Source organism: Enterobacter sp. 200527-13, from assembly GCF_027924865.1.
GTDB classification, from domain to species: domain Bacteria; phylum Pseudomonadota; class Gammaproteobacteria; order Enterobacterales; family Enterobacteriaceae; genus Enterobacter; species Enterobacter ludwigii.
This window is the reverse complement of the sequence record NZ_BSCM01000004.1, coordinates 91,062-115,988: the sequence shown is the minus strand read 5'-3', so window position 1 is coordinate 115,988 and position 24,927 is coordinate 91,062. Positions and strand designations below refer to the sequence as shown.

Annotated in this window: 26 protein-coding genes; 7 read left to right on the top strand and 19 right to left on the bottom strand. The window is 50.7% G+C overall.

Annotated elements, in window-relative coordinates; translation table 11 throughout:
• Positions 1 to 173 precede the first annotated feature (173 nt).
• The 3 genes from QMG44_RS15300 to QMG44_RS15290 all read left to right on the top strand — a co-directional run bounded on the left by QMG44_RS15300 (position 174) and on the right by QMG44_RS15290 (position 3,082).
• Positions 174 to 1,355, top strand: a complete 1,182-nt coding sequence (locus tag QMG44_RS15300; RefSeq protein WP_281853198.1) for a phage integrase central domain-containing protein — start codon at positions 174 to 176, stop codon at positions 1,353 to 1,355.
• Between the two features lie 412 nt (positions 1,356 to 1,767).
• Positions 1,768 to 2,724, top strand: a complete 957-nt coding sequence (gene parM / locus QMG44_RS15295) for a plasmid segregation protein ParM domain-containing protein (RefSeq protein ID WP_281853197.1) — start codon at positions 1,768 to 1,770, stop codon at positions 2,722 to 2,724.
• A 13-nt stretch (positions 2,725 to 2,737) separates the two neighbouring features.
• Positions 2,738 to 3,082, top strand: coding sequence for a plasmid partitioning/stability family protein (locus QMG44_RS15290; RefSeq protein WP_281853196.1), 345 nt, complete (start codon positions 2,738 to 2,740; stop codon positions 3,080 to 3,082).
• Between the two features lie 52 nt (positions 3,083 to 3,134).
• Here the strand turns inward: QMG44_RS15290 and QMG44_RS15285 are convergent, their stop codons facing one another.
• Positions 3,135 to 3,893: a DUF2913 family protein gene (locus QMG44_RS15285; RefSeq protein WP_281853195.1), complete on the bottom strand. Its 759-nt coding sequence runs from the start codon at positions 3,891 to 3,893 to the stop codon at positions 3,135 to 3,137.
• 143 nt (positions 3,894 to 4,036) lie between these two features.
• On the opposite strand from QMG44_RS15285, the gene QMG44_RS15280 reads away from it, so the two are divergent.
• Positions 4,037 to 4,447: a hypothetical protein gene (locus tag QMG44_RS15280; protein ID WP_281853194.1), complete on the top strand. Its 411-nt coding sequence runs from the start codon at positions 4,037 to 4,039 to the stop codon at positions 4,445 to 4,447.
• A gap of 6 nt (positions 4,448 to 4,453) precedes the next feature.
• Here the strand turns inward: QMG44_RS15280 and QMG44_RS15275 are convergent, their stop codons facing one another.
• From QMG44_RS15275 to QMG44_RS15205, 15 genes are all read right to left on the bottom strand, one after another.
• A complete protein-coding gene (locus QMG44_RS15275; RefSeq protein WP_281853193.1) occupies positions 4,454 to 5,608 on the bottom strand; it encodes a PAAR domain-containing protein in 1,155 nt (384 codons plus the stop codon).
• Positions 5,609 to 5,677: 69 nt separating this feature from the next.
• Complete coding sequence (locus QMG44_RS15270; RefSeq protein ID WP_281853192.1) at positions 5,678 to 6,379, bottom strand: Imm52 family immunity protein; 702 nt, start codon at positions 6,377 to 6,379, stop codon at positions 5,678 to 5,680.
• 12 nt (positions 6,380 to 6,391) lie between these two features.
• Complete coding sequence (locus QMG44_RS15265) at positions 6,392 to 7,000, bottom strand: Tox-REase-5 domain-containing protein (protein WP_281853191.1); 609 nt, start codon at positions 6,998 to 7,000, stop codon at positions 6,392 to 6,394.
• A 22-nt stretch (positions 7,001 to 7,022) separates the two neighbouring features.
• Positions 7,023 to 7,724 (bottom strand): Imm52 family immunity protein, encoded by a 702-nt coding sequence (locus QMG44_RS15260; protein ID WP_281853190.1) that lies wholly within the window; start codon positions 7,722 to 7,724, stop codon positions 7,023 to 7,025.
• A gap of 12 nt (positions 7,725 to 7,736) precedes the next feature.
• Positions 7,737 to 8,339: a Tox-REase-5 domain-containing protein gene (locus QMG44_RS15255; protein WP_281853189.1), complete on the bottom strand. Its 603-nt coding sequence runs from the start codon at positions 8,337 to 8,339 to the stop codon at positions 7,737 to 7,739.
• A 3-nt stretch (positions 8,340 to 8,342) separates the two neighbouring features.
• The gene (locus QMG44_RS15250; protein WP_281853188.1) at positions 8,343 to 8,678 is read right to left on the bottom strand and encodes a hypothetical protein; all 336 of its coding nucleotides are present in this window, start codon (positions 8,676 to 8,678) and stop codon (positions 8,343 to 8,345) included.
• A complete protein-coding gene (locus QMG44_RS15245; RefSeq protein ID WP_281853187.1) occupies positions 8,675 to 9,175 on the bottom strand; it encodes a DUF4123 domain-containing protein in 501 nt (166 codons plus the stop codon). Before QMG44_RS15245 ends, QMG44_RS15250 begins: the two co-directional genes overlap by 4 nt.
• Positions 9,175 to 11,187: a type VI secretion system tip protein VgrG gene (locus QMG44_RS15240; protein WP_281853186.1), complete on the bottom strand. Its 2,013-nt coding sequence runs from the start codon at positions 11,185 to 11,187 to the stop codon at positions 9,175 to 9,177. The genes QMG44_RS15245 and QMG44_RS15240 overlap by 1 nt, the downstream gene beginning before the upstream one ends.
• Before the next feature lie 69 nt (positions 11,188 to 11,256).
• Entirely contained in the window at positions 11,257 to 14,706 is a 3,450-nt protein-coding gene (tssM, locus tag QMG44_RS15235) for a type VI secretion system membrane subunit TssM (RefSeq protein WP_281853185.1), read from the bottom strand.
• Positions 14,707 to 14,711: 5 nt separating this feature from the next.
• The gene (gene icmH, locus QMG44_RS15230; RefSeq protein ID WP_281853184.1) at positions 14,712 to 15,593 is read right to left on the bottom strand and encodes a type IVB secretion system protein IcmH/DotU; all 882 of its coding nucleotides are present in this window, start codon (positions 15,591 to 15,593) and stop codon (positions 14,712 to 14,714) included.
• Between the two features lie 490 nt (positions 15,594 to 16,083).
• Entirely contained in the window at positions 16,084 to 16,647 is a 564-nt protein-coding gene (locus tag QMG44_RS15225; protein ID WP_281853183.1) for a DUF3296 domain-containing protein, read from the bottom strand.
• Positions 16,648 to 16,719: 72 nt separating this feature from the next.
• The gene (locus QMG44_RS15220) at positions 16,720 to 17,151 is read right to left on the bottom strand and encodes a putative zinc ribbon protein (protein WP_281853182.1); all 432 of its coding nucleotides are present in this window, start codon (positions 17,149 to 17,151) and stop codon (positions 16,720 to 16,722) included.
• Entirely contained in the window at positions 17,139 to 17,561 is a 423-nt protein-coding gene (locus tag QMG44_RS15215) for a putative zinc ribbon protein (RefSeq protein WP_281853181.1), read from the bottom strand. The genes QMG44_RS15220 and QMG44_RS15215 overlap by 13 nt, the downstream gene beginning before the upstream one ends.
• Before the next feature lie 253 nt (positions 17,562 to 17,814).
• Entirely contained in the window at positions 17,815 to 18,057 is a 243-nt protein-coding gene (locus QMG44_RS15210) for an AlpA family transcriptional regulator (RefSeq protein WP_281853180.1), read from the bottom strand.
• Positions 18,058 to 18,210: 153 nt separating this feature from the next.
• Entirely contained in the window at positions 18,211 to 18,780 is a 570-nt protein-coding gene (locus QMG44_RS15205) for an inovirus Gp2 family protein (protein WP_281853206.1), read from the bottom strand.
• A gap of 186 nt (positions 18,781 to 18,966) precedes the next feature.
• Here QMG44_RS15205 and QMG44_RS15200 point away from each other — a divergent pair, with 186 nt between their 5' ends.
• Both QMG44_RS15200 and QMG44_RS15195 read left to right on the top strand, forming a co-directional pair.
• Positions 18,967 to 19,194, top strand: coding sequence for a hypothetical protein (locus QMG44_RS15200; protein ID WP_281853179.1), 228 nt, complete (start codon positions 18,967 to 18,969; stop codon positions 19,192 to 19,194).
• A gap of 151 nt (positions 19,195 to 19,345) precedes the next feature.
• Positions 19,346 to 20,158 carry a hypothetical protein gene (locus tag QMG44_RS15195; protein ID WP_281853178.1) on the top strand — a complete coding sequence of 271 codons (813 nt, stop codon included), beginning with the start codon at positions 19,346 to 19,348 and terminating at the stop codon, positions 20,156 to 20,158.
• A gap of 82 nt (positions 20,159 to 20,240) precedes the next feature.
• Here the strand turns inward: QMG44_RS15195 and QMG44_RS15190 are convergent, their stop codons facing one another.
• The 3 genes from QMG44_RS15190 to QMG44_RS15180 are packed head-to-tail and all read right to left on the bottom strand — an operon-like array spanning position 20,241 to position 22,154.
• Positions 20,241 to 21,299: a hypothetical protein gene (locus tag QMG44_RS15190; protein WP_281853177.1), complete on the bottom strand. Its 1,059-nt coding sequence runs from the start codon at positions 21,297 to 21,299 to the stop codon at positions 20,241 to 20,243.
• A 43-nt stretch (positions 21,300 to 21,342) separates the two neighbouring features.
• Positions 21,343 to 21,615, bottom strand: a complete 273-nt coding sequence (locus tag QMG44_RS15185) for a hypothetical protein (protein WP_281853176.1) — start codon at positions 21,613 to 21,615, stop codon at positions 21,343 to 21,345.
• Positions 21,612 to 22,154, bottom strand: a complete 543-nt coding sequence (locus tag QMG44_RS15180; RefSeq protein WP_281853175.1) for a hypothetical protein — start codon at positions 22,152 to 22,154, stop codon at positions 21,612 to 21,614. Before QMG44_RS15180 ends, QMG44_RS15185 begins: the two co-directional genes overlap by 4 nt.
• 1,686 nt (positions 22,155 to 23,840) lie before the next feature.
• On the opposite strand from QMG44_RS15180, the gene QMG44_RS15175 reads away from it, so the two are divergent.
• On the top strand, positions 23,841 to 24,809 hold the full coding sequence (locus QMG44_RS15175; RefSeq protein ID WP_281853174.1) for a hypothetical protein: 969 nt from the start codon (positions 23,841 to 23,843) through the stop codon (positions 24,807 to 24,809).
• The last annotated feature ends 118 nt before the right edge of the window (positions 24,810 to 24,927 follow it).

Sequence of the window (24,927 nt, the reverse complement as noted above, 5' to 3'; positions counted from 1 at the left end):
CTCAAGTCAACTACCTACTGATTTTACTTGGTTTTTTATCATTTTTTCGTCAACCCAATTCAACCTGAGTTACCCCAAATCAAGAACTGATGTTGTATAGAAATGTGTATAGCTTCTCCTATACACTCTGAAACTATACACACAGAATGATTTCTGAGGAGAAAACTATACATATGCCTCTCACAGACCTTGAGATACGCCGCGCCAAGCCCGCTGATAAAACGTATACCAAAGCAGATGGCAACGGATTATCGTTACAGATTGAACCTAATGGATCGAAGGGCTGGCGGTTTCGTTACCGCTATGAAGGTAAGGCGAAAATGTTGTCCTTAGGAACTTACCCAAAAGTTTCTTTATCCGAAGCTCGTAGCAAACGCGACGAGGCGCAGGACCTATTAGCTGCGGGTATCAACCCGAGTGATACCCGCAAAGAGAAGAAACAGTCTCAGCAGGATAAGCTCGGCAACACTTTTGAATCTATTACTAGGGAATGGTATCAACGGCGCTATGATCTTTGGGCCGAGTCTTACCGGACAGAAATGATCGCAACTTTTGAGAAAGATGTTTTCCCTTATATCGGTCATCGCCCCATTGACTCTATTACACCTATGGAATTGATGGGGGTGCTATCCCGTCTTGAAAAAAGAGGGGCTACAGAGAAGATGCGAAAGGTTCGTCAGCGCTGTGGTGAAGTCTGGAAGTATGCAATAGCGACAGGACGTGCTTTATCTAATCCAGCACCAGATCTCGCTAGTGTGATGATGCCGCATAAAAAGGCGAATTATCCGCATTTGCAAGCAACAGAGTTGCCTGATTTTCTCACTCTTCTTCAGGCGTATACCGGAAATGTTCTTGTTAAGCTTGCTATGAAGCTACTTATCTTAACAGGTACGCGTCCAGGGGAGTTACGTAAGGCTGAATGGTCAGAGTTCGATTTTGAAAATAATATCTGGAGTGTTCCAGAAGAACGAATGAAAATGCGTCGCCCCCACGTTGTACCTTTGTCACGACAAGCTTTGGCTATTCTGGCGGAACTCAAAACGATGACTACTGGTTATCAGTATGTTTTCCCTGGGAGACTCGAAAAAGTTAAGCCAATCAGCGATATGTCGTTGAATGTATTAATTCGGCGTATTGGTTATGGTGGCAGGGCAACTGGTCATGGATTCCGCCACACAATGAGCACAATCCTGCATGAACAGGGCTTTAATTCTGCGTGGATAGAGCTACAACTGGCGCATGTGGATAAAAATAGCATTCGCGGCACCTACAACCATGCGCAGTATTTGGATCGTCGGCGCGAGATGATGCAGTGGTACGCTGACCATATCGATAGTCTGAGCCGTGGCAAATAAAACGGTATAAAACAGGACGCTCAACTTTCATGGTTGGGCACCTTCCCTTTCATAACCCTTAATTCAGCGGGGCGCAAAAATACAATTTGATGTTTCATTTTAAATGAACTGGAGTTTTATTTAATATGGTATGAGCAGTTATCAATGTAAAACCCCGCTGCAAATCCTTTAAGTCTGTCCCCTGAATCTTGTATGGCAGTTCGCATTTTGCTCACCCCATACAGGAAACAGCCCCAATGAAAAGATGCCTCATCCTTGTATCATTGGCAGCACTGCCTTTTCTCGTTGAGCGCCTGCTGGCACTGATTCATCTCATCGTGCTCTCAGTTCTGACTCAATAACCACTCTTCACGCTTCCGGCTACGCCTGACAGCTCAGTCTCAACTCACATTTAACTCAACTCAGGTGCAACATGCGCATTTATATTGACGATGGTTCGACCCATATCAAAATGCTGTGGGAGCAGCACGGCAGGACCTTCACCCACATCAGCCCCAACAGCTTCAAACGCGGGTGGTCAGCCGCATTTGGCAGCGGTACACCATTTAACTACACCGCAGGCAAAGAGAAATACTCCTTTGACCTCATTTCCCCGGATACCCTCACCACCAGCAATATCGAGTGGCAGTACAGCCCGCTCAACGCGGTCGCTGTGCAGCATGCCTTGCTGACCAGTGGTCTTGCGCCGCAATGCGTGGATATTGTGGTCACGCTGCCACTGGCGGAGTTCTACGACGAAGACGCTCAGTACAGGCTTGATAACATCGAGCGTAAGAAGCAGAGCCTGCTGCAACCTGTGACACTGAATAACGGCCACGTATTCACCATCACCCGCGTTACCGTACGCCCGGAGTCCATTCCAGCCGGTATTGCGCTGTGCGATCATCTCTCGTCCTCCAACTCGGTGCTGATTGTTGATCTTGGCGGAACGACGCTGGATATCTCACAGGTGGCAGGCCAGATGTCTTCGGTATCGAGTATCTATGGCGATCCGGCTCTCGGCGTATCGCTGGTAACTGACGAAGTGCAGCAGGCATTACGTAAAGCCGGTATGGCGCTATCCCGTTACAATGTGGATCGGCTGATTATCAAACGGTTCGACGATACGTACCTGGCGAACAACATCAACGATCCACGTGCTGTCGATAACATTAAGCAGGCTATCCACAGTGGTATCTCGCGTTATCGTGCACGGGTACTGGAAGCGATTGATCGCTTCAAAGGTTATACCCACGTCGCGGTGGTTGGCGGTGGAGCCTGCCTGCTGGCTGATGACATTCGTACTCACGTGAACCTGCGCGAAGATCGTTTCTTTGTGGCTCAGGATCCGCAGTTCGCACTGGTACATGGTTTGAAAGCACTGGGTTAATTAAGGATGTATCATGAACCGCAGAAAAGTACTGATTTACCTTCGCCCTGAAACGCATGCCAGCGAACGTTTTGCTGATGCGAGGATAGAGGCACATCACCGGGGCGATCGCGGTGAGCTGTCGCGAACAGCGTTGCTGGCCGGTATTGCGCTGGGCGAGATAGACAGTCGATTGCCGTCAGTACTGGCTGCATTGCTGGCAGACAACACGAGCCCGGAAACACTGCGCACTATGCTGGTCTCGTTTCTGAACATTCAGCCGGGATCGGTTGCAGCCACAGCACCAACACCAGAGGTAACGGAACAGCCCACCAGCAGTGTTTCGGCAAAGAATCTGGCGGGCTCCCTGCCTGAGTGAAATATTATTTCATCACCAAATGGAAGCAAAAAAATAATCCAGGACGCTCAGCCTATGTGGCCGGGCGTCCTTTTATCGCTATATTCTTTTTTTCATCAGAAATCTCGTTGAGCATGAGCCTCTTATGCTCACGAAATGGTTCAGGTAACAGCCGGTAAACGCAAAATCCCTCGTCATCAGGCAAGCGTTCAGCGCTCAGATTACATTGAACCAGCAGCGCAGGAATGCCGCCGATATCGCCAGTAAGTCGCAGTTCCATCGGCCTGATAAGTTCACCCTTTTCGGTGAACACCTGATGCAGCTCGTCTTTCGGAGTGTAGATCGCACAAACATTCCCCGCTAATTTAGCTTTTTCTTCCCATTCTTTTGCGGACACCAGCCAGTCGATCCAGTCCATTGCCCGAAGGGTTTCGATCATGTACGTAAAGCGAAACAGCGCGCTTTGCTGCGTGAGTTCTCCAGAGCTGGCGAGCCAGATATACTCCACTTTGCTGTAAAGCCGCGCTGAAGGCCCGTAACGCTTACCCTGTTCTTGCAGCCAGATGATGTCCTGAGCTAACGTTCGGGGAAACAACTTGCGTTTTTGGGCTGTCAGCAGCCACTGCATGATAAACATGTGCGTCTGCAGGGGGGAAAGCGCTCTGCCTTCCTGTCTGGCAAGACCAACGGCGGCCAGAATACACCATGCCAGGTGAGCGAGTTCTTCGGTCGGGCGTTTAAGGGATGTCGCGGTCAAACAAGTACTCCGATAGTATTTTTCATCAATTTCAGTATAAACACAGAATACATCTTGCTTCAGAGTTATTTCCACGCCATATCACTTTTTATCTACATAGTGTTGGTTTATTATGGGCACTATAAGACAGACCATCGATCAGTGTTTACTGTTACACTTAGTCATTATCTGTCGTGATTTTAAATGTTTTATAATTTTACTTTAAAAGAGAGAGCGTAATGAAGTTTTTATTTTTTTGTCTGAGTTTTTTGATGGTTTCAACCTCTGCTCTAGCCAAGCAGGATAATAACCTTTTTTCATGTACGGCAAAAACAGGAGAGAAAATACGGCTCTATATTAGCAACGATCATTTTGTTATTAGTATAAATAACGATATAATAAAATCAAGAAATACTGCAGAAGAAATCAAAGATAGTTTTAAGCCGATATCGGAATATAATGATGAGTATCTGGAGTTTAACGCATCTGATAAATACGTATCGGTAGGTAACTTTAACCAAGGAGATGACTCAGATGATAATCCAAATAACAAATTAAATATTTCATACTTGAATGACAACAAGCCTTCAGAAAACTATATTTGCACTGATGACTATGAAAATAATATATCAACTCTTCTGTTGAATTAATAGCCCCTATCGGGGCTTTAACCGGGCAATCATCTTCTTTCTTTGTCTTTTTTTATTTCTTTCATCTCTTAAGTATTTAGCTCTGGCATAGCCTTTTTTAGCTTCATCTTCATTCTTATCCGTTCCTGTACATTTAGTGACTTTGGGATCATGCCATTTTCCCCATAAAAATGATTGTATTGGATTTTTATAAATGTCACTCTTCTCAAAAGAGAATTTATTCTCTTCCTCCAATAAAGAGAGATGTTCAGACTCCAATATATTAGCTATTGCATTAAATCGGGATAATCTTTGATTATATCCATTGAATCCACCATTAATGACGGCAACAACTTTATTAAAATCATCTGCATCAGCATAATCCTGACATTTTGTTTTAGTGCAGTAATACCAAAACCCTGATAGAAATGCATAAGGTAAACTTGAAACCAATTCGTACCCCTTGTTTTTCTCATCGGTGAGATTTTTCCCGCATTCTACTCCGTATGATAGATAGTTAGCTCCACCTGTTAGCTGCATTATTCCTCTTCCGAAATAAGGTGCATAAGGTTTTTTGCTACCTCCTGACTCAGTCATCGTACTGAAATTACCCGTTTCTCCACATGCCTGAGCCAGAAAATGAGTTTTAGCCCGGCAAGTGGATATTCCATTCCAGGGCATCCAGAGATTCAGCAAATCAAGATAGTTTTTTAAATCAGTTTCATTTGTGCAGCCTGTTGCGATCTTTTTAAACTCATCCATTGTAATGTCCCGATCACAGGCACAAGTAGAAGATAACTTATCTTCCTGATGTTTCACGGGTTTATGTGCTGCCTGAGCATGCTGTGGCGTACCTAAATCAAATACTGAAGCACGCATGGCAGAAGGGCTCAGGACCATGTGATCGGTGCTGTATTTTGCTTTTTCACAGGAGGGAAGTAATTCCGCCATGCAGGAGCAAGTGCTCTTACTGTGGATGGATCCAGCCAGACCGATACCTTTGTAAGACATTTGGGGAACGGACCCCATAATCTGATAAACCTTGCCGTCCTTGCCGCACGTGACAGAATCACCAGCCCTTGCTACTGGCAGTCCGAGAATCTTACACTTATCCTGGCTGGGATAAATTACCCCGCCGCAGGTTGTCCTGTCGTACTTTCTCAAAAAATAACCGGTTGACATTCAGAGTTCCTTTTTCATTTGTCACACGAACAGCCTACACAAAGGTAAGATGTTTATGTTTTTGAACCATCAGAATATTTTTTTGTATGTTGGCAGAATGTCATGGGCCACCAGCGCGATCTCAAGATCGTTGGATAGCGTAATATCTGCTTTGTTGGAACCATCAAAGAAATCTCGTTTGGTTACAAACAACGTACCGATAGGTTGACCCTCTCGTTTGATGGAGTGCATCTGTTTGGGGAGATTCAGCGTCTTTTCATCGTAGCTTTTATCGATGTAGAACATCCATCCGACAGGAAGACGGTCCGGGAATACCTGAGATTCATGTAGACTGTATCCATTTGTTTCCAATCGTAGGATGTGCGGTGATATTTTATCTATTATCTTCAATACAAATTGAGACGCGAAATTCATTGCCTCTGCTTCATTTTTATAACAATGATTTATTTCGTATGAAAATTTATTTACATCACCTTGTATATAGTTCCCAAATTTAATTGAGTCCTCATTCAAACTCCAGATTGCAGATGTAACAAACGGAAGATCATCTTTCAGATAATTTGTCATAAGTAGCATGGCATCATCTGACACCACTCCGTCATGAAAAATTTTCCATTTCATGCCATCTTCTTTTGATTCTCCAGGCAGGAACCAGTTTTCTTTGCCGCATATTCCATTATACAGTTCAACTATCTGATTCAATCTGTTAAGAATGTCACCAGGATTGTTAGCAACTTCTTTTATAAAGATAGTCAGCTCCATTACTCGCATAATTTAGCGCTCCTATGGCGTGTAGAATACAGTGATATTAGGTAGCATATTTAATGATTTTTTATAGTAGGCGTAGCTGACTGGCTGCATACAGTGCCAGTGGCATTCTGGAATACCATCACACAGATTCAGTGCCCCTTGCTGTCTTTTAGCCTGATTCTCTGTATCGAAAACCCCCTTGTACCAGGGTTTACCGCTTTTATCAAAAAACTGGTCCAGCTTTCCCTTAGCTTCTAAAAACAGGCACTCAGCCGGTTTCCAGCCATCAAACTTCACTTGCTTTGTCGAGTTTGTCAGGCCCGGATGACGAAATGCGTATTCTTCTACGGTGGTTGTCCCATCGCTGTTGTGCATACTGTAGGTGCCGCAGATCCGCATCTGATAATTCAGACTGACTTCTTGTTTCTCACTAAACGGTGCCTGAATCGGCGAGACCCAGGGGATAGCCGGGCATTTCTCACAGGGCTTCGTGGATTCCGCCGCCGTCACTTTCCCGGCGGAGTCCTCTTTCTCGCCCGCATTCACCATCTGAGTTGCCGCGCCAGCACCAATGGTGATGCCAAGCGCGGCGGCCAGTGCTTCTGCGGCTTCTGCTAATGCAGGTATTACTGCAAATATCATGGTGATTTATTTCCTTTAACCATCAGAATATTTTTTTGTACGTTGGCAAAATGTCATGGGCCACCAGCGCGATCTCAAGATCGTTGGATAACGTGATATCAGCCTTGTTGGAGCCATCAAAGAAATCTCGTTTGGTCACGAATAACGTACCAACAGGTTGTCCATCCCGTTTGATAGAATGCATCTGTTTAGGAAGATTCAGCGTCTTTTCATCGTAGCTTTTATCGATGTAGAACATCCAGCCGACAGGAAGACGGTCCGGGAAGACCATTGACTCATGAAGACTATAATCGTTCGTTTCCAGGTGGATGATGTGTGGTTCAATTTTATCGATTATTTTTAATACAATCTGTGAAGCAAAGTTCATTGCTTCAGCTTCAGTATTTGTATTGCAAGTCAATTCATAGCAGAAATTAGTCTTATCGGCCTGAATATTATTTGTAATCCGTATAACATCACCGTATTCATTCCACAGATGAGTGATTGTTAAAGGGAAGTCGTCTTTAACGTCATCTAAAATAAGTCTATGCGCATCTTCTGTCACTTTACCATCATGCAGGACTTTCTTTTTCATAGCCTCTTCTTTTGATTCTCCTGTCAAATACCAATTCACAGAGCCATGCAAACATGAATGACAATCAGCGAGTTTTTGAATAGTATTGACAACGGCATCAATAGTTATCTCTTTTTCTTTTATAAAAAAAGTCAATTCTATTTTTGACATAACTATAGGCTCCTATGGCGTGTAGAATACGGTGATATTAGAATACGTTTTGAATATTTTTTTATAGTAGGCGTAGCTGACTGGTTGCATAAAATGCCAGTGGCAATCAGGGATATCATCACATAGATTTATAGCTTCTTGCTGCCTGCCAGCTTGCCTTTCCACATCTTTTGCTCCCGTGTACCAGGGATTGCCATTCTTATCAAAAAACTGATCATATTGCCCCTTAGCTTCTAAAAACAGGCACTCAGCCGGTTTCCACCCATCAAACTTCACTTGCTTCGACGGGTTAGCAAGTCCCGGATGCCGAAATGCGTATTCTTCTACGGTGGTTGTCCCATCGCTGTTGTGCATACTGTAGGTGCCGCAGATCCGCATCTGATAATTCAGACTGGTTTCACTGCCGTTAAAAGGCTCCTGAATCGGCGAAACCCAGGGGATAGCCGGGCATTTCTCACAGGGCTTCGTGGATTCCGCCGCCGTCACTTTCCCGGCGGAGTCCTCTTTTTCCCCCTCATTCACCATCTGAGCTGCCGCACCTGCACCAAGGGTGATGCCAAGCGCGGCGGCCAGTGCTTCTGCCCCTTCCACCAGGGCCGGTATAACAAAAAGCATACGCTATGATTTCCTTTTGGCTAAATTGACAGCAGCGTTCATCATGTCCCGCCAGCGCTGATTCGGGTCGTCCGTTTCTTCCAGAGCCTTGCGTATTGCCGGTGAGGCCGTCAGCCCCGGCTGGCAGGCTTCCATATACAAAAATGAATGCAGCAGGTTCGGCTCATCGAGGTGTATCTGCCGGGCATACTGAAGCGCACCGGTTAAGCGCGTCTTCAGCGTGGCCGGGTCTTTCAGCTCAAAACGGGTATCCGCTTCGGCCTCGCGGACGATACCGTCGATATATTTTTCATCTTCCCGTGCAGACACCGCCTGCAGTTGCTTTGTACTGAATTTCATCGTTTCTCCTGCACGGTATCAAAAGGCGTCAGCGTAAAATGCTCGCCGTTATGCCGGTAATGCCACTGCTCAATCCCGGTTAAAAAGTGCGTACGCTGCTCTTCGGATAACAGGGTGTTTATCGAATGCAGCACACCGGGGTCGTAATAACGAAAGAGCGCCACCTGACCGTCATCCAGCCGGATATTGAGCAGGGAAGCCAGATGACCGGCCATCACGGTAAAATCCGCCCGGGTCTCCAGCCACGACACGGCGGGGAACTGTTGCTCCAGCTGAATCAGCTCATCCTCCCGTTCGGGCACCTCCGCAATATTGATAAGCCACGGTCCGGCCCAGGCAATCTGTGTGTCGGGAAAGGTGTTGAACAACGGTAAGGTGGTTTCTTTGTCATAACTGAGTTCACGCCCGAAAGCACGGTCATACTGCAGACCGCACACCAGCGCGTACAGGCGCTTTGCCGGAATATCGGCGAGTTGTTCTGTGGTGAGATGTTGCATCAGCCCTGCCCCCTGATGACCAGCGTCTGTCCGCTGCTGGCCGCCTTCATCAGGCAGCTCAGGCACAGCGGTTTCAGCTCACCGGTGACCGGCAACAGCGCAGCCGGTGTCGGCGGCGGGGGCTCAGCGGGTATTCCCGGTACATCCGGCAATTTTCCGTTCCAGTCGCCCACCCGTCCCGGTGCACCGCTGCCCAGGCCAATCATGTCGCTGCTGGTGATGCCGGTAGGGTCAATGGTGATCCAGTGACCGCCAACGATCAGCGTCAGCGATTCACCACATTCAATCACCGCCTTTTTCCCGACCATCAGGCGCATGTCCTGCTGAGTCTGCGCGTAAAGGCTGTTACTGGCCTGCAGATGAATATCCGCACCGCCATTCACTGAGATATCCTGTTTAGCCAGCAGACGATATTCGTTATCGACGGTGGTAAACAGGTTATTTTTGATGTGTCCGGTTTTATCATTCCCTGTGATTTCATTGACATTATTCAGGATATCAACGTTCATATCCCGCTGCCCGTGCAGGTAGATTTGCTCCATCCCGGCTTTGTCTTCGAAGGAGAGTTCGTTATAGCCTTTCCCCTGAACCGTGTCCGAACGCAGCACCATGCGGGTTTTGTTCACCGGCAGGGGATAGGGGGCCAGGTTGGTGGCGTGATACGTGCGCCCGGTGATAATCGGCTGGTCAGGGTCGCCTTCCAGAAAACTCACCACCACCTCATGGCCCACGCGCGGGAGTGCCACCATGCCGTAACGGCCGCCCGCCCAGGCCTGGCTCACCCGCACCCAGCAGGAGCTCAGGTCATCGTTGTTGCCATAGCGGTCCCACGGAAACTTTACCTTCACGCGCCCGTATTCGTCGCAGTAGATTTCTTCGGTCGCCGGGCCGGTGACGGTCGCTATCTGCGGGCCGTCCACCATCGGGCGCGCCCTCATTTCCGTGCGCCAGACGCTGCCACTTTTAATCACGTCAAAGGTGTTGGTCAGGGTGGTGGCCTGGTCACCGGCTTCCTCTTCCAGCGCCTGCGGCTGTTTGCCTTCATGCCTGACATACACCACCTGCCACCAGGCATTGAACGCCTCATTCAGATGCTCTGACAGCAAAAACTGCAGCCCCGGACGCAGGTCCGCGCAGTTTGACGTCCCCTGTCCGATCATGGCTCCGGCCCGCCGGGCATCCAGCCGGTACGCGCTGATGGCTTTGCCGCTGTTCCCCTTGTAACGTCCCGGATAGTCGTAGTGCTCATAGGTCTGGCGCTGATGCGCCAGATCGTTACTGATTTTCTTGTGTGACTGGTTGTAGGCCGGATTTTTAAAGCTGTAGTCCCGCAGCTCCACGGATGAGGTCTTTACGGCTTCGCGGTAGCTGAACTGGCGGACATAGGCCCCCTGTTCCAGCCCCTGGTTTGCCAGATTAAAGAACAGTGGGTCGGCTTTATTCACCACGGCACCGGCATGATCGGCAAACACTACCCTGTGCTTACCCGCTTCAAACTCGTGGAAGAAGTACATCCCTTCTTCAGCGGCCAGGCGGGTGATAAAATCCAGATCGCTTTCCCGGTACTGGACGCAGTATTCGCGGGCGGCGTGGTCCTGACGCAGCGAGAAGGCATAGTCCAGGATACCCGCTTCCTCCAGAATTTCTCCGATGATCTCTTCTGGTTTTTTCACCTGGAAAATCCGGCAGTTGGTGCGAAGCCCGGTGCGCCACAGTGCCGGTCGCACGACGATTTCATAGCGGGTACGCCGAAACCCGGTATCCCCCTGCGCAAAATCGCTGACGATACCGCTGACCCGCCGCTGCAGTTCGCCGTTGTACCAGACCTTCATTTCACACGGCTGGTCCAGCACCTCCCCGAAATCAATGCCGGGTTGCGGACTTGCCAGACTCACTTTCAGTGCAAAGGGGTCACTCAGCCGTTCCTCAAGCGTGAAATCCACCACGCCAAACGTGCTTTCCGGTAACGTGCCCACCTTAACGGTAAAGCGTAATCCGTTGCTCTCTGTCACATAACGCTCCTGCTCTGTCTGCTGTGTTGTTTGCCCGCCCCGGTATGACTGTCTTTACGCGGGCCGGTATTAATAAAGCGTCTCCGGCAGCCGGAAGCGGCTGAACAGACCCGTGGCAAACGGACTGTGGTCCGCATCGCTGTAGACCCGCCAGGTCATGGCACCGTCATCCACGCCAAAGCGCGCATCAAACGAACCCCGAGTGACCTGCGTCCTGCTGGCCGCATCCAGCAGGCGGAACATCGCCCACGGTCCGGTAAAGCCCAGGCTTCGCGGTGAGCGGGTGCCGTCATCCGGTATCAGGGTGAGTTTGCTTTCCGCCCCGTCACGCAGGGCGTTCGGCCAGACCAGCGGCACTTTCTGCCGCCGTCCGTGGCTGTAGTCCATCCGCTGACCATCCAGGTTCAGCACGCCACGACGTTTATTCGTGGTCAGTTCAACCGGCTCAATAGTTAAATGCACTTCCGGCTGCCCCTGAGCATTGAACAGCGCATCCCGGATCAACTGCGCCTGCGCAAGCTGGCGTATCAGCTCCTGCAGACTGGCGTTGCCCGTTTCCTGTTTCAGCACGCCGCTGTCGAGCAGCGGTTTGAGTTGCGTCAGGTAAAAGCTGTCCAGCGTGCCGCCGGGGGCAAAGAAACGGGTCACTTCAGACAGGGACGCATCCTGCGAAGAGATCGGGCTGAAGGGATAGCGGTCAGCCAGGGTGTCGTTAAACGGCGTCAGCACCTGCTCATTCCACGCCTGGTTGAGGGATGACATGGCAAGCGTTGTGGTGACACCGGCAACCTGCGTCGCAATCTGGCTGACCCAGCGATCCAGTGGCGCAGGCAGCTCCCGCGCAGTCTGTTGCAGGCTGAAGGCCGGATCTTTATACGGATCGCTCTGGCGCAACTGCAGGGCCTTAAAGGCAGCCGCCCCCGGATCACCGGCACCGTTGATCTGCTCCAGCCACTGTGCCAGCGCGGTAAGCTTCTGGTTCAGTTCCTGAAGCTGAGATGCGTTATCCCCGTGACCTTTCAGGGTGTCGTCCAGTCGGGTGAACGGACGCGCTATCCGGCGCAGGGTGTCACGCTGTTGCGCTTCATCCTTTCCGGTTAACGGACGAATGGCAGTGTTATCGCTCAGCAGGGAGACGATATGCCGGAAAGGCTGTTCATCGCCGGTGATGGTGTTCAGCACCGACAGCGCCTGCTCAGGTGAATCAAAGGGCTGAATATCCAGCGCGGATAACAGCGTCTGCCAGTGATCGGTATAGTCACTGATATAGCGATCGCTCACCTGGCGCTGAATTTCACTGCGATCGGCCTCGCTGAGCTGAACCTGTTCATGTTGCCCCAGCACCCACGCATCCAGCCCGGTTAAATCAAACAGCGTTTTATTCTGGTTAAGGAAAAAATCCCGGTAGCTGGACCAGGTGAACAAACGCGGTACCGTGCCGGCATGCGCATCACGCAGCACAAACACGCTGTCGAAGCTCTGTCCTGTTTCATCCTGCACCCGCAGAGCCGGTGGCAGCGTCGAAGCGGCCTGCAACAGCAGAGCCTGATAGACCCGTTGATACGGTGGAAGACGGCTCAGTTCGCGCTGCGCCTGTGCAACCGGCTGTGCAAAGGGCTTCCAGGCGGCAATGGCCGCCGTGTCCTTCCGGGCCCTCGCCTGATGCCAGTCGGTATGCCGGAGGGCATAATCCAGATGCTGCATCAGCTGTTGCTGGACGTGCCCCTGTTCAGGAAATGCTTTTTGCCAGTGCTGCGCCATATACTGCTCGACCAGCGGAATGCTGCGCCCGGACGCATCTTCCGTCATGCGCATGACGCGCAGTACCGACATTCTGGCCTCACTCGCAGGAGGGGTCTGCTGCAGATCCTGTACCAGCCCCGCCATCACGGCAGGCAAAAAATCAGACTGCAACTGCTTCAGCCAGGCACTCTCCACAAACGGGCCAATCTGGCTGCCCTGATACAGCCCCATGTCGGCGAGAAGAGTTTGTCTGCTACGGTAATCGCCGTAAGAGAGGGTGGCTTCGCGGATAAGGTTCAGGCGCGGTAGCTGGCTGACAAGGGACGTTTGCGATGTGCCCCGTTCGTCTGTTGCGCTGAATTGCTGTACGCGAGTCAGCACATGGTGACCTGCCGATGCGTTCAGCCGGTAGAAATGGTGCAGTGACAGGGCTGAGAGCACCAGCAGCAGAGTTGCGCCTGACAGTATCGCCATATGCCGACGGCGGGCTCGCAGATACTGCCGGTTCTCTCCGGCCCGACCGGCTCCCGGAAACACGATCCGGGTGAAGAAGTCCCGAACAAAACAGGTGGTGGAGTCACCCTGCGTGGCGGTATAAAGGGGGGCCGGAAGGGCGTAACGGCGGGATACCGCATCCGCAAAAGCATCAGACGGCACGCCCTGCTGATAAACCGAGCTCAGCCACAGCCCCTGTAGCGGAAACAAGGTTGTACTGTCGTCCGGCACGATCTCTTCGGGGAGCGTTTGAATAAACGGTTTCAGCCCCGCCAGTTGCCGGATAAACAGAAAGGCGCTGACCGCTGAGTCATTGCCGGTATGTGCCAGTGACGTGTCGTGCAGAAATCCGGTCAGGTCGTTCAGCCAGAGGTCAATAAAGGCGGCAATATCATCAGAGCAGCCTCCGGCCTGCGGGTTTTCCGGCGTGAAGCTCACGCCCAGCAGTGCCTGGCGGGCGGCAGGATCGAGTTGCTGACTGAACGCGCCGAAGCCGTCCAGCTTATCCACATGCGTCAGCACCACATACAGCGGCAGGCGGGTATGCATGGCCGATGCAATGTCCCGCAGGCGCTCACGCAGCCGTTGCGCACAGTGGCGTCGGCGGGTGACACCGGCGGTGGAGAGCCACGCCACATCCAGCGTCAGGACCAGACCGTTGAGCGGCTGTCGGCGGCAGCGGGTCGTCAGCCAGTGAAGAAGATGGTGCCAGAGTCGGGCATCAGGGCTTGCGTCTTCTCCGTTCATCTGAGGCTGAAACAGCAAATCCCCGTCAGGATCGACAATGACAGCCTCATCTCCCAGCCAGCAATCGATCTTCTGGCTTTTGTGCAACGTCGCTAACGTATGGTCCAGACGGGCATTGAGTTTATTTAGCGGGCAGGCCCGCTGCAACAGGCTACTTTTACCGCTGCGGGGAAGCCCCAGCATCAGAAACCACGGCTTATTGTCGCGGGAAGCAGACTGTCGCTCCTGAGCGCCCAGCCACGCATTCAGGAAACGCTGTTGTTTTTCAACGGCATCCGGCTGTGATGGTGCTTTCCGTTGCCGGCGTATTCTGAACCAGAGGCGGCAGAGGACCACGACACAAAGCAACCATAACCAGAACAGGGTAAAGAGCAGGCGGGGCCAGAGGCCTATGAGGGGAGCCGTTTCCTGAATGACCAGGCGAGGGCCAGCCCACCATGCGGCGACCAGGACCAGACTCCAGAGCACCAGCGCGGCAAGCCACCATGACGGTCTGAACGCCCTGGTCACGTTTTTTCTCAGTACGGATATCATGCGGATCACTTCAGCAGTGCCCCTAACCGGTGGAGTATATCAAGCGTCTGCTGATGAAGAAGATGGTGAAAGACGCTGAACATGCCCGCTACCAGCAACAGACCTGCACACGGGATGGTCCACAGCGGCCATTGTCGCGGCAGAGGCCAGGTGCCGGAAGGCGGTTGTGCTCCGTCAACATAGCGAACAGGGGGACGGGACACGGGTTGTGGGTACAGCAGATGATGAAGATGTCGGGTAAGGGTACGGAGCTCACTGTCGCCCTGCGGGCTGACGGCATACCGCCCTTTAAAGCCCAGCATCAGGCACTGCAGAATAAATTCCAGAATGTCCCGGTAACGCTGCGGTTCAGTCTGCAATTTATTGAGAAGGGTGAACACCTTTTCACCACCCCAGGTCTCGCCATGAAACTGCGATAACAGAGAATGTTGCGCCCACTCGCTCTGGCTCCCCCATTCATGGCTCATTACTGCTTCGTCTATATACGTGCACAGCATGTAACGGAACGACTGCAACACCCGGTGTTCATACCCCTGTTGCTTCAGCTCCTGCTCAATGACCTCAATCTCATTTGAAACCTGCTGATAAAGTCGGGTGACATCGTCATACAGGGTCAGCGTCCGGATACGGATAACCATGCCGAGCAGGGGCGTGGCGGCATCGATAATGGGATTCGGGCTGTTGCCACGCAGCGTAAAGCGGTAATCCGGGTCATTGTCATCGGGACCGGAGACGTCACTGAAGAAACCGTCATATTTGTCTTGCGGCACGGAGGCGCAGACCTCGCTACCCGGGGGGCTTTGTTCAGGCGGGTCGACTTTTGGAAGTGAGGACGTGTCGAGGAATGTACTGTCGGTATCCGTGGTATCTGATAAATCGATTTCCATTGATGCGCCTCTCCTGAAGCGGTCCTGATAACGTGCGGGTAAAGTAAGGGGTAACAGCGCGGGGGAAAACGCAGTACGCCTCTGGTCAGCCAGCGTGGTCTGTGCACGTTATTTAATCCGTCGCTCTGGCAGGCGGGCATACGCCTGCGTTTCCCGGTTGTGGAATATGCCGCCACACTGTCCATAAAGCGGTGAATAGTACGAACGGAAAATTAACCCTGCAATGACTCTGTGTTAACAATGCGTTTCGCATGATATCCAGATGTTAACAGTCATGTCTGATTGATAATGAAGGGGCTGGCAACCACAGGGAGGGCGGTACAAACCTGCGCCGGTCTGCCGGCGAGATATCGGGAATGCGGGTTATGTTTGCAGGATTAACGATACTGTCAGGGTATATCCGGCGTGAATACCCTGGAGCGCGCGCTCCGTTCAACCGGATGCCATGCCTTGACGCTTCCATAGTCGTAGGGTCATGATGCCCCTGTATTCATGCATTGATTACGCCGGTTCTGGCTGTCGCCACCGGCACCGCCATAGCCTGCACCAGCGCGTTAAGCTGGTTAAATGGTGTCGTGAAGACCCCGCGCTCAGAGCGGTTAACGATGATCGGCTTGATGCTGGAGATGGCATCGTGATCGACACCGGTGACCGCTTGCCATGCATCATTGAGTATTTCGCCCATTGTCTGCTGAACGCTTTCAATAAGCGGCGAATGACGTGCAGCCCCGAGCGTATCAAGATTCATCATCAGCACCATTTTGCATTCTGGTGCACTGGCCGCCTCCCATATCCAGCGTAACAGCGTCGGCGGTGAACACTTACGCGCCAGTTGGCGCTCCTGTGAGTATTCACCCGTTCGGTGCCAGACCTCAGAGTGAAAGCGTAAAATCAGCGAGCGATATTCGGTCATGGTTTCACGGTACGGCAACACCAGCGTAAAGCTGAATGCCACCAGCCGTGGGTAATAGTCAACCGCCTGCTGTAGAAACGTGCGTGTATTCGCCGCATTCGAAGCGTTACCGGCTGTTGCGCCGGTGTAAGGGTTATTCATGGGAATTATCTCTTCTGGCTGAAGCCGGCAGAACGCCGGCAAACAGGAGGGTCTGTCAGATGCGAAAAGCCCTCACAGGGCTATCCGGGGATGTGTGTTACAGCAGTAATTCATCTGCCAGTTCGCTTCTTCGATACTGTAGATACCGGTCAGGCACCGGGAACAATGCTTCACGCCCTGATAATGGTCGCCGCACCACACGCAGTACCAGGCAAGCGACATCACCGTTGTATCCAGCCCGCCGATGAGGCGCCGTAGCCTGTTGTGCCGGGCTTCCGCCTTCACTTCAGGGTCGAGATGCACGCAATTCATCAGCACATGCCGGGCCACGGTCTGCTGGTCATGTTCAAACCACGGTGGCTCCCCGTACGTCTGCGCATGCAGTATCAGACGACAGCCACAGGACGCACAACTCCATACCTGACCCGGTACGCTCATCGCCTCACCGGCAGTCACAAAATGCCCTTCACGGTCATTTGCCAGGTAACACTTCAGCATACGCATGTCGTCACCTCTGCTGAAAGGTTGCCCGCATCGGCGCTTTTACGGCTGTGTTCACCGGTCCGGCAGGTCAGGCAGTAGCGCTCACCGTGGTACTCACTGTCGCAGCCGGTACAGTGCCAGTCAGATTTATAAACCAGCGGACGGACGTCCGGTACATAGCCCTGCAGCTGCCGGTGACAACGGGTCTCTTTGGGTTTCATCCTGACATACGGACAGTGCTGTCGCCCGTTATCCGTCAGCCCGTCGTGCCGGTGTTCAAACCACGGGCGTTGAGTCTGGTATTCAGGGTGGTACTGCAGTGCACTGCCGCACAGATGGCAGATATAGCGGTCATACGGCGCGGTCTGTGCGGTTCTGGCCCCTGTAAGACGACCCTTGCCGTCCAGAGCCATAAAGGATTTTGCATACATCGTTCGGGTCCTTACCGCCAGACGACACGCAGGCGTCAGCCGTCCCGGTACGGGCAGCGTGGCAGGGTGCGAAGGCGGGTCAGTTATGCGTTAGCGGGTCAGTTACGGTTGCGCCGGGGGCCGGAGGGGCGAAAACAAACGGGACAGGGTTTGATACCACAGTACCGTCGCCGGCAACGGGGGCACGTCCACCGTGGAGGGATTTTCCATGGCTGAGTACGGCGTCGTTTTTCCATTCAGATATCCCCTCTGCTCAGGCGCCACGGGAATCAGCAATGCGCTGTTGCATCCAGGATTCCACATCGCTTTTGAACCAGCGGGAACTGCGCCCTAATTTAATCGGTTTCGGGAATTTGCCGTCGCTAATCAGCTGATAAAACCATTTATCCGACATCCCCGTACAGGTAGTAATAAACATCATGTCGATGAGCGGGTCTTCTGCGCAAAGCAGTGTGGTGGTTGCGGTACTGGTGTTATTCGTATTCGGTGTGGTCATGGTATTTATCTCCCTCTGAGGAATGGTTGTCGGGAGACGTCCGGTGTCGCTGGATCCTGGACATGCCGGTTCGCCTCAGAGGATAGGGATTGCCTGTTAAAAATTACCGGCCCCGTATCATCAGGCCGGCAGAATTTAAGCGTGCGGGTACGCTCAGCCCCGGCTGCAACCGAAGTTACGCTCACCGTCGCCGGTCGCTTTGGTTTCGCGTTTGGCAAGATAAGCGGCCTGTGCCAGCGCCTGTTGCAGCTGAGTATCATCGCCGCGCGTCAGCCAGGACACCGGGCTCTTAGGGAAGCGGGCCAGAACGGCATGAGCTCCGGCATCCACCTTCAGGGCGCTGCACCACGCTTGTTTAATGATGCCTGCGAGGGTTTCCGGGTCGTTGTAATCCCCCGGTCCGCACCACGTATCGCGGTTCAGCAACAGTACCGCGTGGTAATGCTTCTTCCCTTTGATTTCGCCAAACTCCCGCGCCCAGACAAAACGCAGCGTGGTCGGCCAGACGCGTTTGCCCTCACGACGTTGACGCATCTGAAGGGCATCAATACGGGACTTCAGGGCACCGGTGAAGCGGGAGATAACGGCCGCATCACTGGCCGCTGGCGTATCCGGCAGACGGAGGTCAACACGCAGGGCCAGTACGCGGGTGTACGCATTCAGCGCACAGTTGAAGGTATCGGCGATGCGTTGCTGCCAGTAAGGGTCACAGGTGTAACTCATTGAAATGGACTCCGGTAGGTTAGTGTTCATAACCATTACCGGTGCCGTTAAAAAATACTTTTCACTCTCAGCGGGCTACCCCGTATTTCCATCAACGGCGGGTGAATTCAGAAAAATCGGAACTGTTGGCATGCTGTTGAAACACCCTTTGCATACTACGTTACAGAATGCACAGGAGGGTGCCCGATGGCTCACTATCGAATGTTACTTATCAGCGTGTTATTGCTGGCCGGATGTACGTCAGAGCACAGCAACCCCATCAGTCGTCTTGTCAGCGTAAAACACGCGACGGACTCACAACCTTACTGTGCAGAAAGCAGCAAGGTACTCAGTTGTGACTGGAATAACGTTACCGATGACTGGGATAGTGCCGATCCGGCAGAGTTCAGTGAGCACACGACAATACGACCGTAATCTGTTCTTTCAGGGGGAATAGCGTAATGACAGCGACGGGTTCTGGCGCAGGGTGCCCCGAAGGCTGTGAAAAAACAGTCTTCACGTTACCGACACGTAAAGGGCTTCAGTGAACAATGGGCATGAACGAATAAGCCACGAGGGATTAAAGATGATTATTGACGCGGATAAAGCACCGGCGATCGCACTGGCGCTGCTGGAAGAGAAACTTCACGACTGGCAGTATTCCGCCAATCCAATATGGCCCTCAACCTGGCCTGTTTTTCATCGGCTTATTGAACGTCATGATGAGATGGCGTCAGTATACAGGGAGATAGCGTCCAGTAGCCTCTCCAGGCAACAGCTGTGGGTGCTGCTCGAGCAGATTATCCATGCGGGCAGCTTTGGCACCGATGCGCGTTTTGCAAAACTGCGGGCCGATCATCAGGAACTTGTAGTCCTGAATGACAGTATCAGCACCATGAGCATGCAACTGGCTGAAATGCTGGAACGACGCACAGAGCTATGCGAGAACGGCCACTTTGGATGTGACCGTATGCTAAAACTCACGGATTTTATCGATGATGCCGGAGAGGGAAACGGTCATTACCAGTTTTATCTGAAGCCAGAATTGCAGCGACTGAATAGTTTCAATAATAGCTACTGGCCTGATATTGCCGGGATCATTCGCTCACTGGGTATGGAAGAGGTGGAGGTAACATTCAGGGATGAAGCGGCAGAGGCGATTATCAACGCCCGCAGACCTTCACAGACGGATTTTTTCAGGAAGTTATTTGATGATATTAACGAGCAAAAAACAGGCTACCACTACTCATTACCACGGACGTTTAAACTCTCAGATGCTGCGCTGGCGACGATTTGTAATATCACACGCAATCTGCCGCCGGATGAGCTCATTGACGCGGCCTACGTGAAGCGTACCCGTCATCGACTGAAAGAACAGGGCTACAGTGCTGTATGGTGAAACGTTCAGAGGACGTTAATCAGACCCTGTACCCGAAAACCACTGAGGAAGACCACCGATAGTGCCTTCCTCAGTGAGCTCGTTAATCCGATGATTTGTTTAACTGGTAATCTTTCATCACGGCCCCCAGCGCTGAGCCAGAATTAATCACCGAAGGACGTATCCAGATCAATCTCTCACCCAGGCGGCGAATGTGCCCTCTGCGCAGATGCATACGCTTTGTATGCGATCCCGTACATATCCCCGTTCCTCCACTCACAGATCGTTGCTCATCCGAAATCTGCAGAACTTTGTAGGTAAAACGCGGTTTAATCACTGACTCTGGCGCTTTGACTCGCTTGCCCCGAACGAACCTGGGCGTTTTGCTGTCGGCCGGAGTGAGGGTATCCACGATAACGTTGGTACAGTTCAGGACACTGCAGGCGTTGATAAATGACTGCAACTCATCACGCGTATTTATCATGATGTCGGCCATCAGCTTGTCGCGACTTCCGATCATACCTTCTGCACGTTCAGCAAATTCAGGCAGTGCGATAAAAGGCTCAGCCCTGAATTGCTTCAACTGAGTCTTTTTAACCAGTCCCGCTTCCTGCAGCGATTCAACCGCCAGTCTGGTTGCCGGAGGACGCTGAGTCATGTCTGTGGTTTTATTCAGTTGGTTGTCGTAAGGGTAAAACATCCCTCCGTAGTTCATCTGCCAGCGATTCTGCTCATCAACCCAATAGATGGAACAGACGAAAACACCGCCACCGGGAAAATGCTCCAGCACATGGTTAATACCCGGCACTGGCTCCAGCGTCGTCACAGCTTCCCAGCACAACGCAATTCGCTTTGTTGAACGAAGGACCGGCATATCAGAATACTGTTCCAGAGGGATATCTTTCTCCCAGGGGATTTCAAACGTGACCACCGGGTAAGGCAAACGAGCCAGATCCAGATGCGTCTGCCGCAGATCTTCAGGAGCAATAAAATCAGCGCAGTTTGGCAGTATGAATTTAACGCTGTTCTCAAGCTGGTGTATCACATTGCGCAGAACGTAAGCCGTATAGGGCGCTTCATGCAGACAGTTACGCTCCAGCTCCCTCAGATCGTTAATCGCAGAGGATGTGTAATTTAATGGCGTTATCGCTTCTCTGGTCATCTGTATTTCCTGAAAAGTTAATCGTCGATGCTGTAGTGGTCGATCACTTTATCTTAATAAATTTATTGTTTTTAAAAGAGTTAACCAGATCCTTCTTCATCTGTTCAACCATTGCATTCGCATATGCTTTCGCTATTTCCATCCCTTTCGATTTCGCGACGATGAGCAGAGATGTGACGTCATTCTCCCTCCCGCAATTGGCACAAACGACAAAACTGTGACCAGGAGGTGAGTAATCCGCGTAAGGTAAGGCGAATTGCTCCGAGCGGCAGAATAAACAACGCAGCCGGATCGTTTCTTTAAGATCTTCCATCATCCAAGCAGACCTGGAAGTGAACCTGCGAGGCCACCGACAATAGAACCAACCAGAGGATGCTCCAGAAATTTAGCCAGACGGCTTTTCGCCTCCTGCTTTTCTTCATCGGAAGCTGAAGACGCCTCGATCTGCTGAAGCAACTGGTTAAATACGTTGTGGATGTTTTGCGTATTTCCGCTACCAACCTGTGCTGGCCCATGAACATTTAGCGTCGCGATTTGCATGCTGGCTCCCAGCTCATATGAGCGATTTTTCCCGTGTTTGACTGAGATAGCACGGCTCTGGCCCTCTTCTGTCAGGGAAACATATTCAAAGTTACCGGATCTCTTACATACAAGAGAACGGGAATGGCAGATATTGATGATTTTGAATAAATACTCTTCAGACCAGTGGAGTTGCTGGTCAATGGCAATACGATCGTTCTGGTCTACGTCGAACCCAAAGTAAGTTGTTTTTACCGTGCCTCCGAGGTTCTCCATATCGTCGTTCATGTACGTCAAAAGGGCATCGATATCTGACTGAATTTTCTCTGCGTCCATTGGTGGCCTTGTTTTTTATGCTGGCGAAGAAATAAGCACTCATTGTACACGCTACCATCGCCAGTCGGTAATTGGTCAGATGTCTCAGGCGTTCCTGTCGCTATGTCCACGATGGGGACTACCATAACCACCATGCAATCATGAACACGTAAATTACAAACGATATTATTACCCCATTGCATCATTCTGCTAAATAATCGTTATCGAGACTATTGCTAAAACGCGCTGTAACACATCAGGCGCGACGTATTCATCCCATCCGCAGATTTCCACTACCATGTTATTCAATGCGGTTAGACGAGCTTACAGGAAGCCATGGAGGTATAAAACACCACCACCCTCAATTGCTTATTAAATAACTTGCGATTATGACCAGGATAATTACCCCACTCCATGTCACCACAAACAGGCTATTCTGCTTACGATACAATCATGGCTATTATCACCAGCTACGGATAATGCCCCGTTTACACGCGCGATCAATACTCAGGCGGGATAATCATTCACCGTAGTATCTGTAACTGGCAGGTATCGTAAGGATTAATATCAGGCAGGCAGAGCAATACTCATAAAACCACGACAGGTTAGTTAGCTGACTGAATATTTAACGCGCATCCCCCAGTATCGTTGCGATACTGCAATTCAATTAAACTCCAGAGCTACAGTTAAGAACGAAAATATTTATCTAATGGCGAACCGTTGATCATCACCTGCCACTTATCAGGTATGGACATTCACCTTAAGCGTTACTGTTCTGTCGTTGTGATCATTAGATTACTGACATCAATCGTTTTCACTTTTACTCTGGTGCATATTACTCAATGGCTACTCATGTAAATACCCATTGCTTAATGTCAGTTCCTCAATGAACACTTAGCATTCAAGAGCCACTACATTGAGTGAACGTGTCAATGAATACCATCCAATAGTACTCCCCTCTTAGTGATTATCTTCAGGTGATAATACCCTCTTCGGCATACCCCATCTGGTGATGACATATCCCTGGCTAATACCATTAATGATAATGCCCTATAACACTCCTTCTTTAATATATTAATACCATTAATGATAATGCCCTATAACACTCCTTCTTTAATATATTAATACCAATCCAACACATTCAGCACAGAGAAAACATTGAAGATAGCCACACCAGACAGTGCTTATCTACAATTAATCCCTGTATAAGTTACTCTGGAATTATCATTCTCAGTTAAGTGTGAAAACAGAATCAATGAAATCAGACGAACTCAACAGGGCGAATACTCATATCACCGTTAACCACAGAAGACCGTATGCCTGTTTCTGAGCAATGAAATGAAAATATCAATGGGCAACCATACCTGATGCAAGAAATGTCTCCTGAAGCAAACCAGGCATCATGACGGGGATGAGAACGAGAGCGTGCAGGAGGGCAAGCTGAAGGGTAAGATAAGCCCGTTGAGATGAAGGAACATATAAGACAAGCCGTGAAATACGATAACATAAAGGACAGAAACAATAAAAACAACGACGATAAAACCATGATAAAACCGCATCCAAACCAATATAAAACCATTAACGGACTTCACGATGACTACCAGATGTGTTTTTAAGTGACGTAAAAACCACCATTATGCTACTGTGTAACCACGACAATCACTACAACAACCACTACTATGTAGTTTAGCTTATGGGGTATTGATAATGGCTGTAAATTATGATGATGGCACGCGAGGACTCATCACGAGTCGGGACCTGAGAGTTTGCGCGTTTTATGCCGGATGGTTGAATGCCAGTAACAGAATTAACACCAGCAATGTTCCCAGGCAGGATGCACAGAGCTGCCGACAGGCGTTAAACCAGCTGATTAATCAGGCCATCCCGGATAAAAACCAGCAGGCAAGATTGCTGTCTGAAATGGAAACAGGCCGGGAGGAAAATGTTCTTCCTCTGGAAGATTTCGACTGGCTTCGTCAGGATGAGCGGGCCACGTTCTGGCTATGGGCGTATATCTGTAAGGCCGGGGATTATGAGTTTGGCATTGACCCGCCAGCAAATGCTGAGTTCGGCAAAAACTGGTATCAGCGAATGAATCTGAGTTTATCTCCGGCAAGTCATCAGGAGAGAATGCATATTCTCATCGCCTTCTTTGACAACATCTACATTTCCACTCCACCGGTGACTCACCTTAAAAAACAGATACTGGAAAATCTGAAAGACCGGTGGAAAATCATTTACAGCAAACCGCTGCCGTTAAAATGGCTGCCGGATGAAGAAGTCGCGGTATTATGGGCCTGGAACAACCTGCAAAAAGTTCAGCAGGAGAAAGTCGGTAATATCGGCGGACTCTATATGAGTTTATCCACGCCCGGATTAACGACCTGGCTCACGCCACTGAGTCATTCTGAGCGCAATTTAGCGCTACGTGCTGCGCTGGATTTATGGGACGATGCGCCGGATACAAAACGGCTGTTTCTGCTGAATCTGAATAAGGCCTGGAACCAGCAGAAACTGCGTCAGTCCCGTACTGATAAAAAAGCACTCAATACGTACCTGAAGAACGAAACTAAAATCCGACTGGACTTTATGGCTGAACGCAGCGGGGTTCGTATCAGCGACATGCTGGAAACGCTGATTAATGACCATTACCGGAAAACCTGTGGTGGTGAGTAAGGGTTCTGCGCTGAAAATAAAGTGAGCGGAGACAGCAAGATAGACCAGAAATGACATTCAAAAAAATTTCAGACCTATATTACTCAAGTGAGAACGGCAGCAGAAATGCTGCCATTTT

Excerpts from the sequence above, each read along its gene's own strand:
- QMG44_RS15275 (WP_281853193.1), bottom strand. The coding sequence starts at position 5,608 with ATGTCAACCGGTTATTTTTTGAGAAAGTACGACAGGACAACCTGCGGC.
- QMG44_RS15180 (WP_281853175.1), bottom strand. The coding sequence starts at position 22,154 with ATGGACGCAGAGAAAATTCAGTCAGATATCGATGCCCTTTTGACGTAC.
- QMG44_RS15260 (WP_281853190.1), bottom strand. The coding sequence starts at position 7,724 with ATGTCAAAAATAGAATTGACTTTTTTTATAAAAGAAAAAGAGATAACT.
- QMG44_RS15255 (WP_281853189.1), bottom strand. The coding sequence starts at position 8,339 with ATGCTTTTTGTTATACCGGCCCTGGTGGAAGGGGCAGAAGCACTGGCC.
- QMG44_RS15265 (WP_281853191.1), bottom strand. The coding sequence starts at position 7,000 with ATGATATTTGCAGTAATACCTGCATTAGCAGAAGCCGCAGAAGCACTG.
- QMG44_RS15225 (WP_281853183.1), bottom strand. The coding sequence starts at position 16,647 with ATGAATAACCCTTACACCGGCGCAACAGCCGGTAACGCTTCGAATGCG.
- icmH (WP_281853184.1), bottom strand. The coding sequence starts at position 15,593 with ATGGAAATCGATTTATCAGATACCACGGATACCGACAGTACATTCCTC.
- QMG44_RS15250 (WP_281853188.1), bottom strand. The coding sequence starts at position 8,678 with ATGAAATTCAGTACAAAGCAACTGCAGGCGGTGTCTGCACGGGAAGAT.
- tssM (WP_281853185.1), bottom strand. The coding sequence starts at position 14,706 with ATGATATCCGTACTGAGAAAAAACGTGACCAGGGCGTTCAGACCGTCA.
- QMG44_RS15280 (WP_281853194.1), top strand. The coding sequence starts at position 4,037 with ATGAAGTTTTTATTTTTTTGTCTGAGTTTTTTGATGGTTTCAACCTCT.
- QMG44_RS15215 (WP_281853181.1), bottom strand. The coding sequence starts at position 17,561 with ATGTATGCAAAATCCTTTATGGCTCTGGACGGCAAGGGTCGTCTTACA.
- QMG44_RS15220 (WP_281853182.1), bottom strand. The coding sequence starts at position 17,151 with ATGCGTATGCTGAAGTGTTACCTGGCAAATGACCGTGAAGGGCATTTT.
- QMG44_RS15195 (WP_281853178.1), top strand. The coding sequence starts at position 19,346 with ATGATTATTGACGCGGATAAAGCACCGGCGATCGCACTGGCGCTGCTG.
- QMG44_RS15210 (WP_281853180.1), bottom strand. The coding sequence starts at position 18,057 with ATGACCACACCGAATACGAATAACACCAGTACCGCAACCACCACACTG.
- QMG44_RS15205 (WP_281853206.1), bottom strand. The coding sequence starts at position 18,780 with ATGAGTTACACCTGTGACCCTTACTGGCAGCAACGCATCGCCGATACC.
- parM (WP_281853197.1), top strand. The coding sequence starts at position 1,768 with ATGCGCATTTATATTGACGATGGTTCGACCCATATCAAAATGCTGTGG.
- QMG44_RS15290 (WP_281853196.1), top strand. The coding sequence starts at position 2,738 with ATGAACCGCAGAAAAGTACTGATTTACCTTCGCCCTGAAACGCATGCC.
- QMG44_RS15185 (WP_281853176.1), bottom strand. The coding sequence starts at position 21,615 with ATGATGGAAGATCTTAAAGAAACGATCCGGCTGCGTTGTTTATTCTGC.
- QMG44_RS15245 (WP_281853187.1), bottom strand. The coding sequence starts at position 9,175 with ATGCAACATCTCACCACAGAACAACTCGCCGATATTCCGGCAAAGCGC.
- QMG44_RS15190 (WP_281853177.1), bottom strand. The coding sequence starts at position 21,299 with ATGACCAGAGAAGCGATAACGCCATTAAATTACACATCCTCTGCGATT.
- QMG44_RS15300 (WP_281853198.1), top strand. The coding sequence starts at position 174 with ATGCCTCTCACAGACCTTGAGATACGCCGCGCCAAGCCCGCTGATAAA.
- QMG44_RS15270 (WP_281853192.1), bottom strand. The coding sequence starts at position 6,379 with ATGCGAGTAATGGAGCTGACTATCTTTATAAAAGAAGTTGCTAACAAT.
- QMG44_RS15175 (WP_281853174.1), top strand. The coding sequence starts at position 23,841 with ATGGCTGTAAATTATGATGATGGCACGCGAGGACTCATCACGAGTCGG.
- QMG44_RS15200 (WP_281853179.1), top strand. The coding sequence starts at position 18,967 with ATGGCTCACTATCGAATGTTACTTATCAGCGTGTTATTGCTGGCCGGA.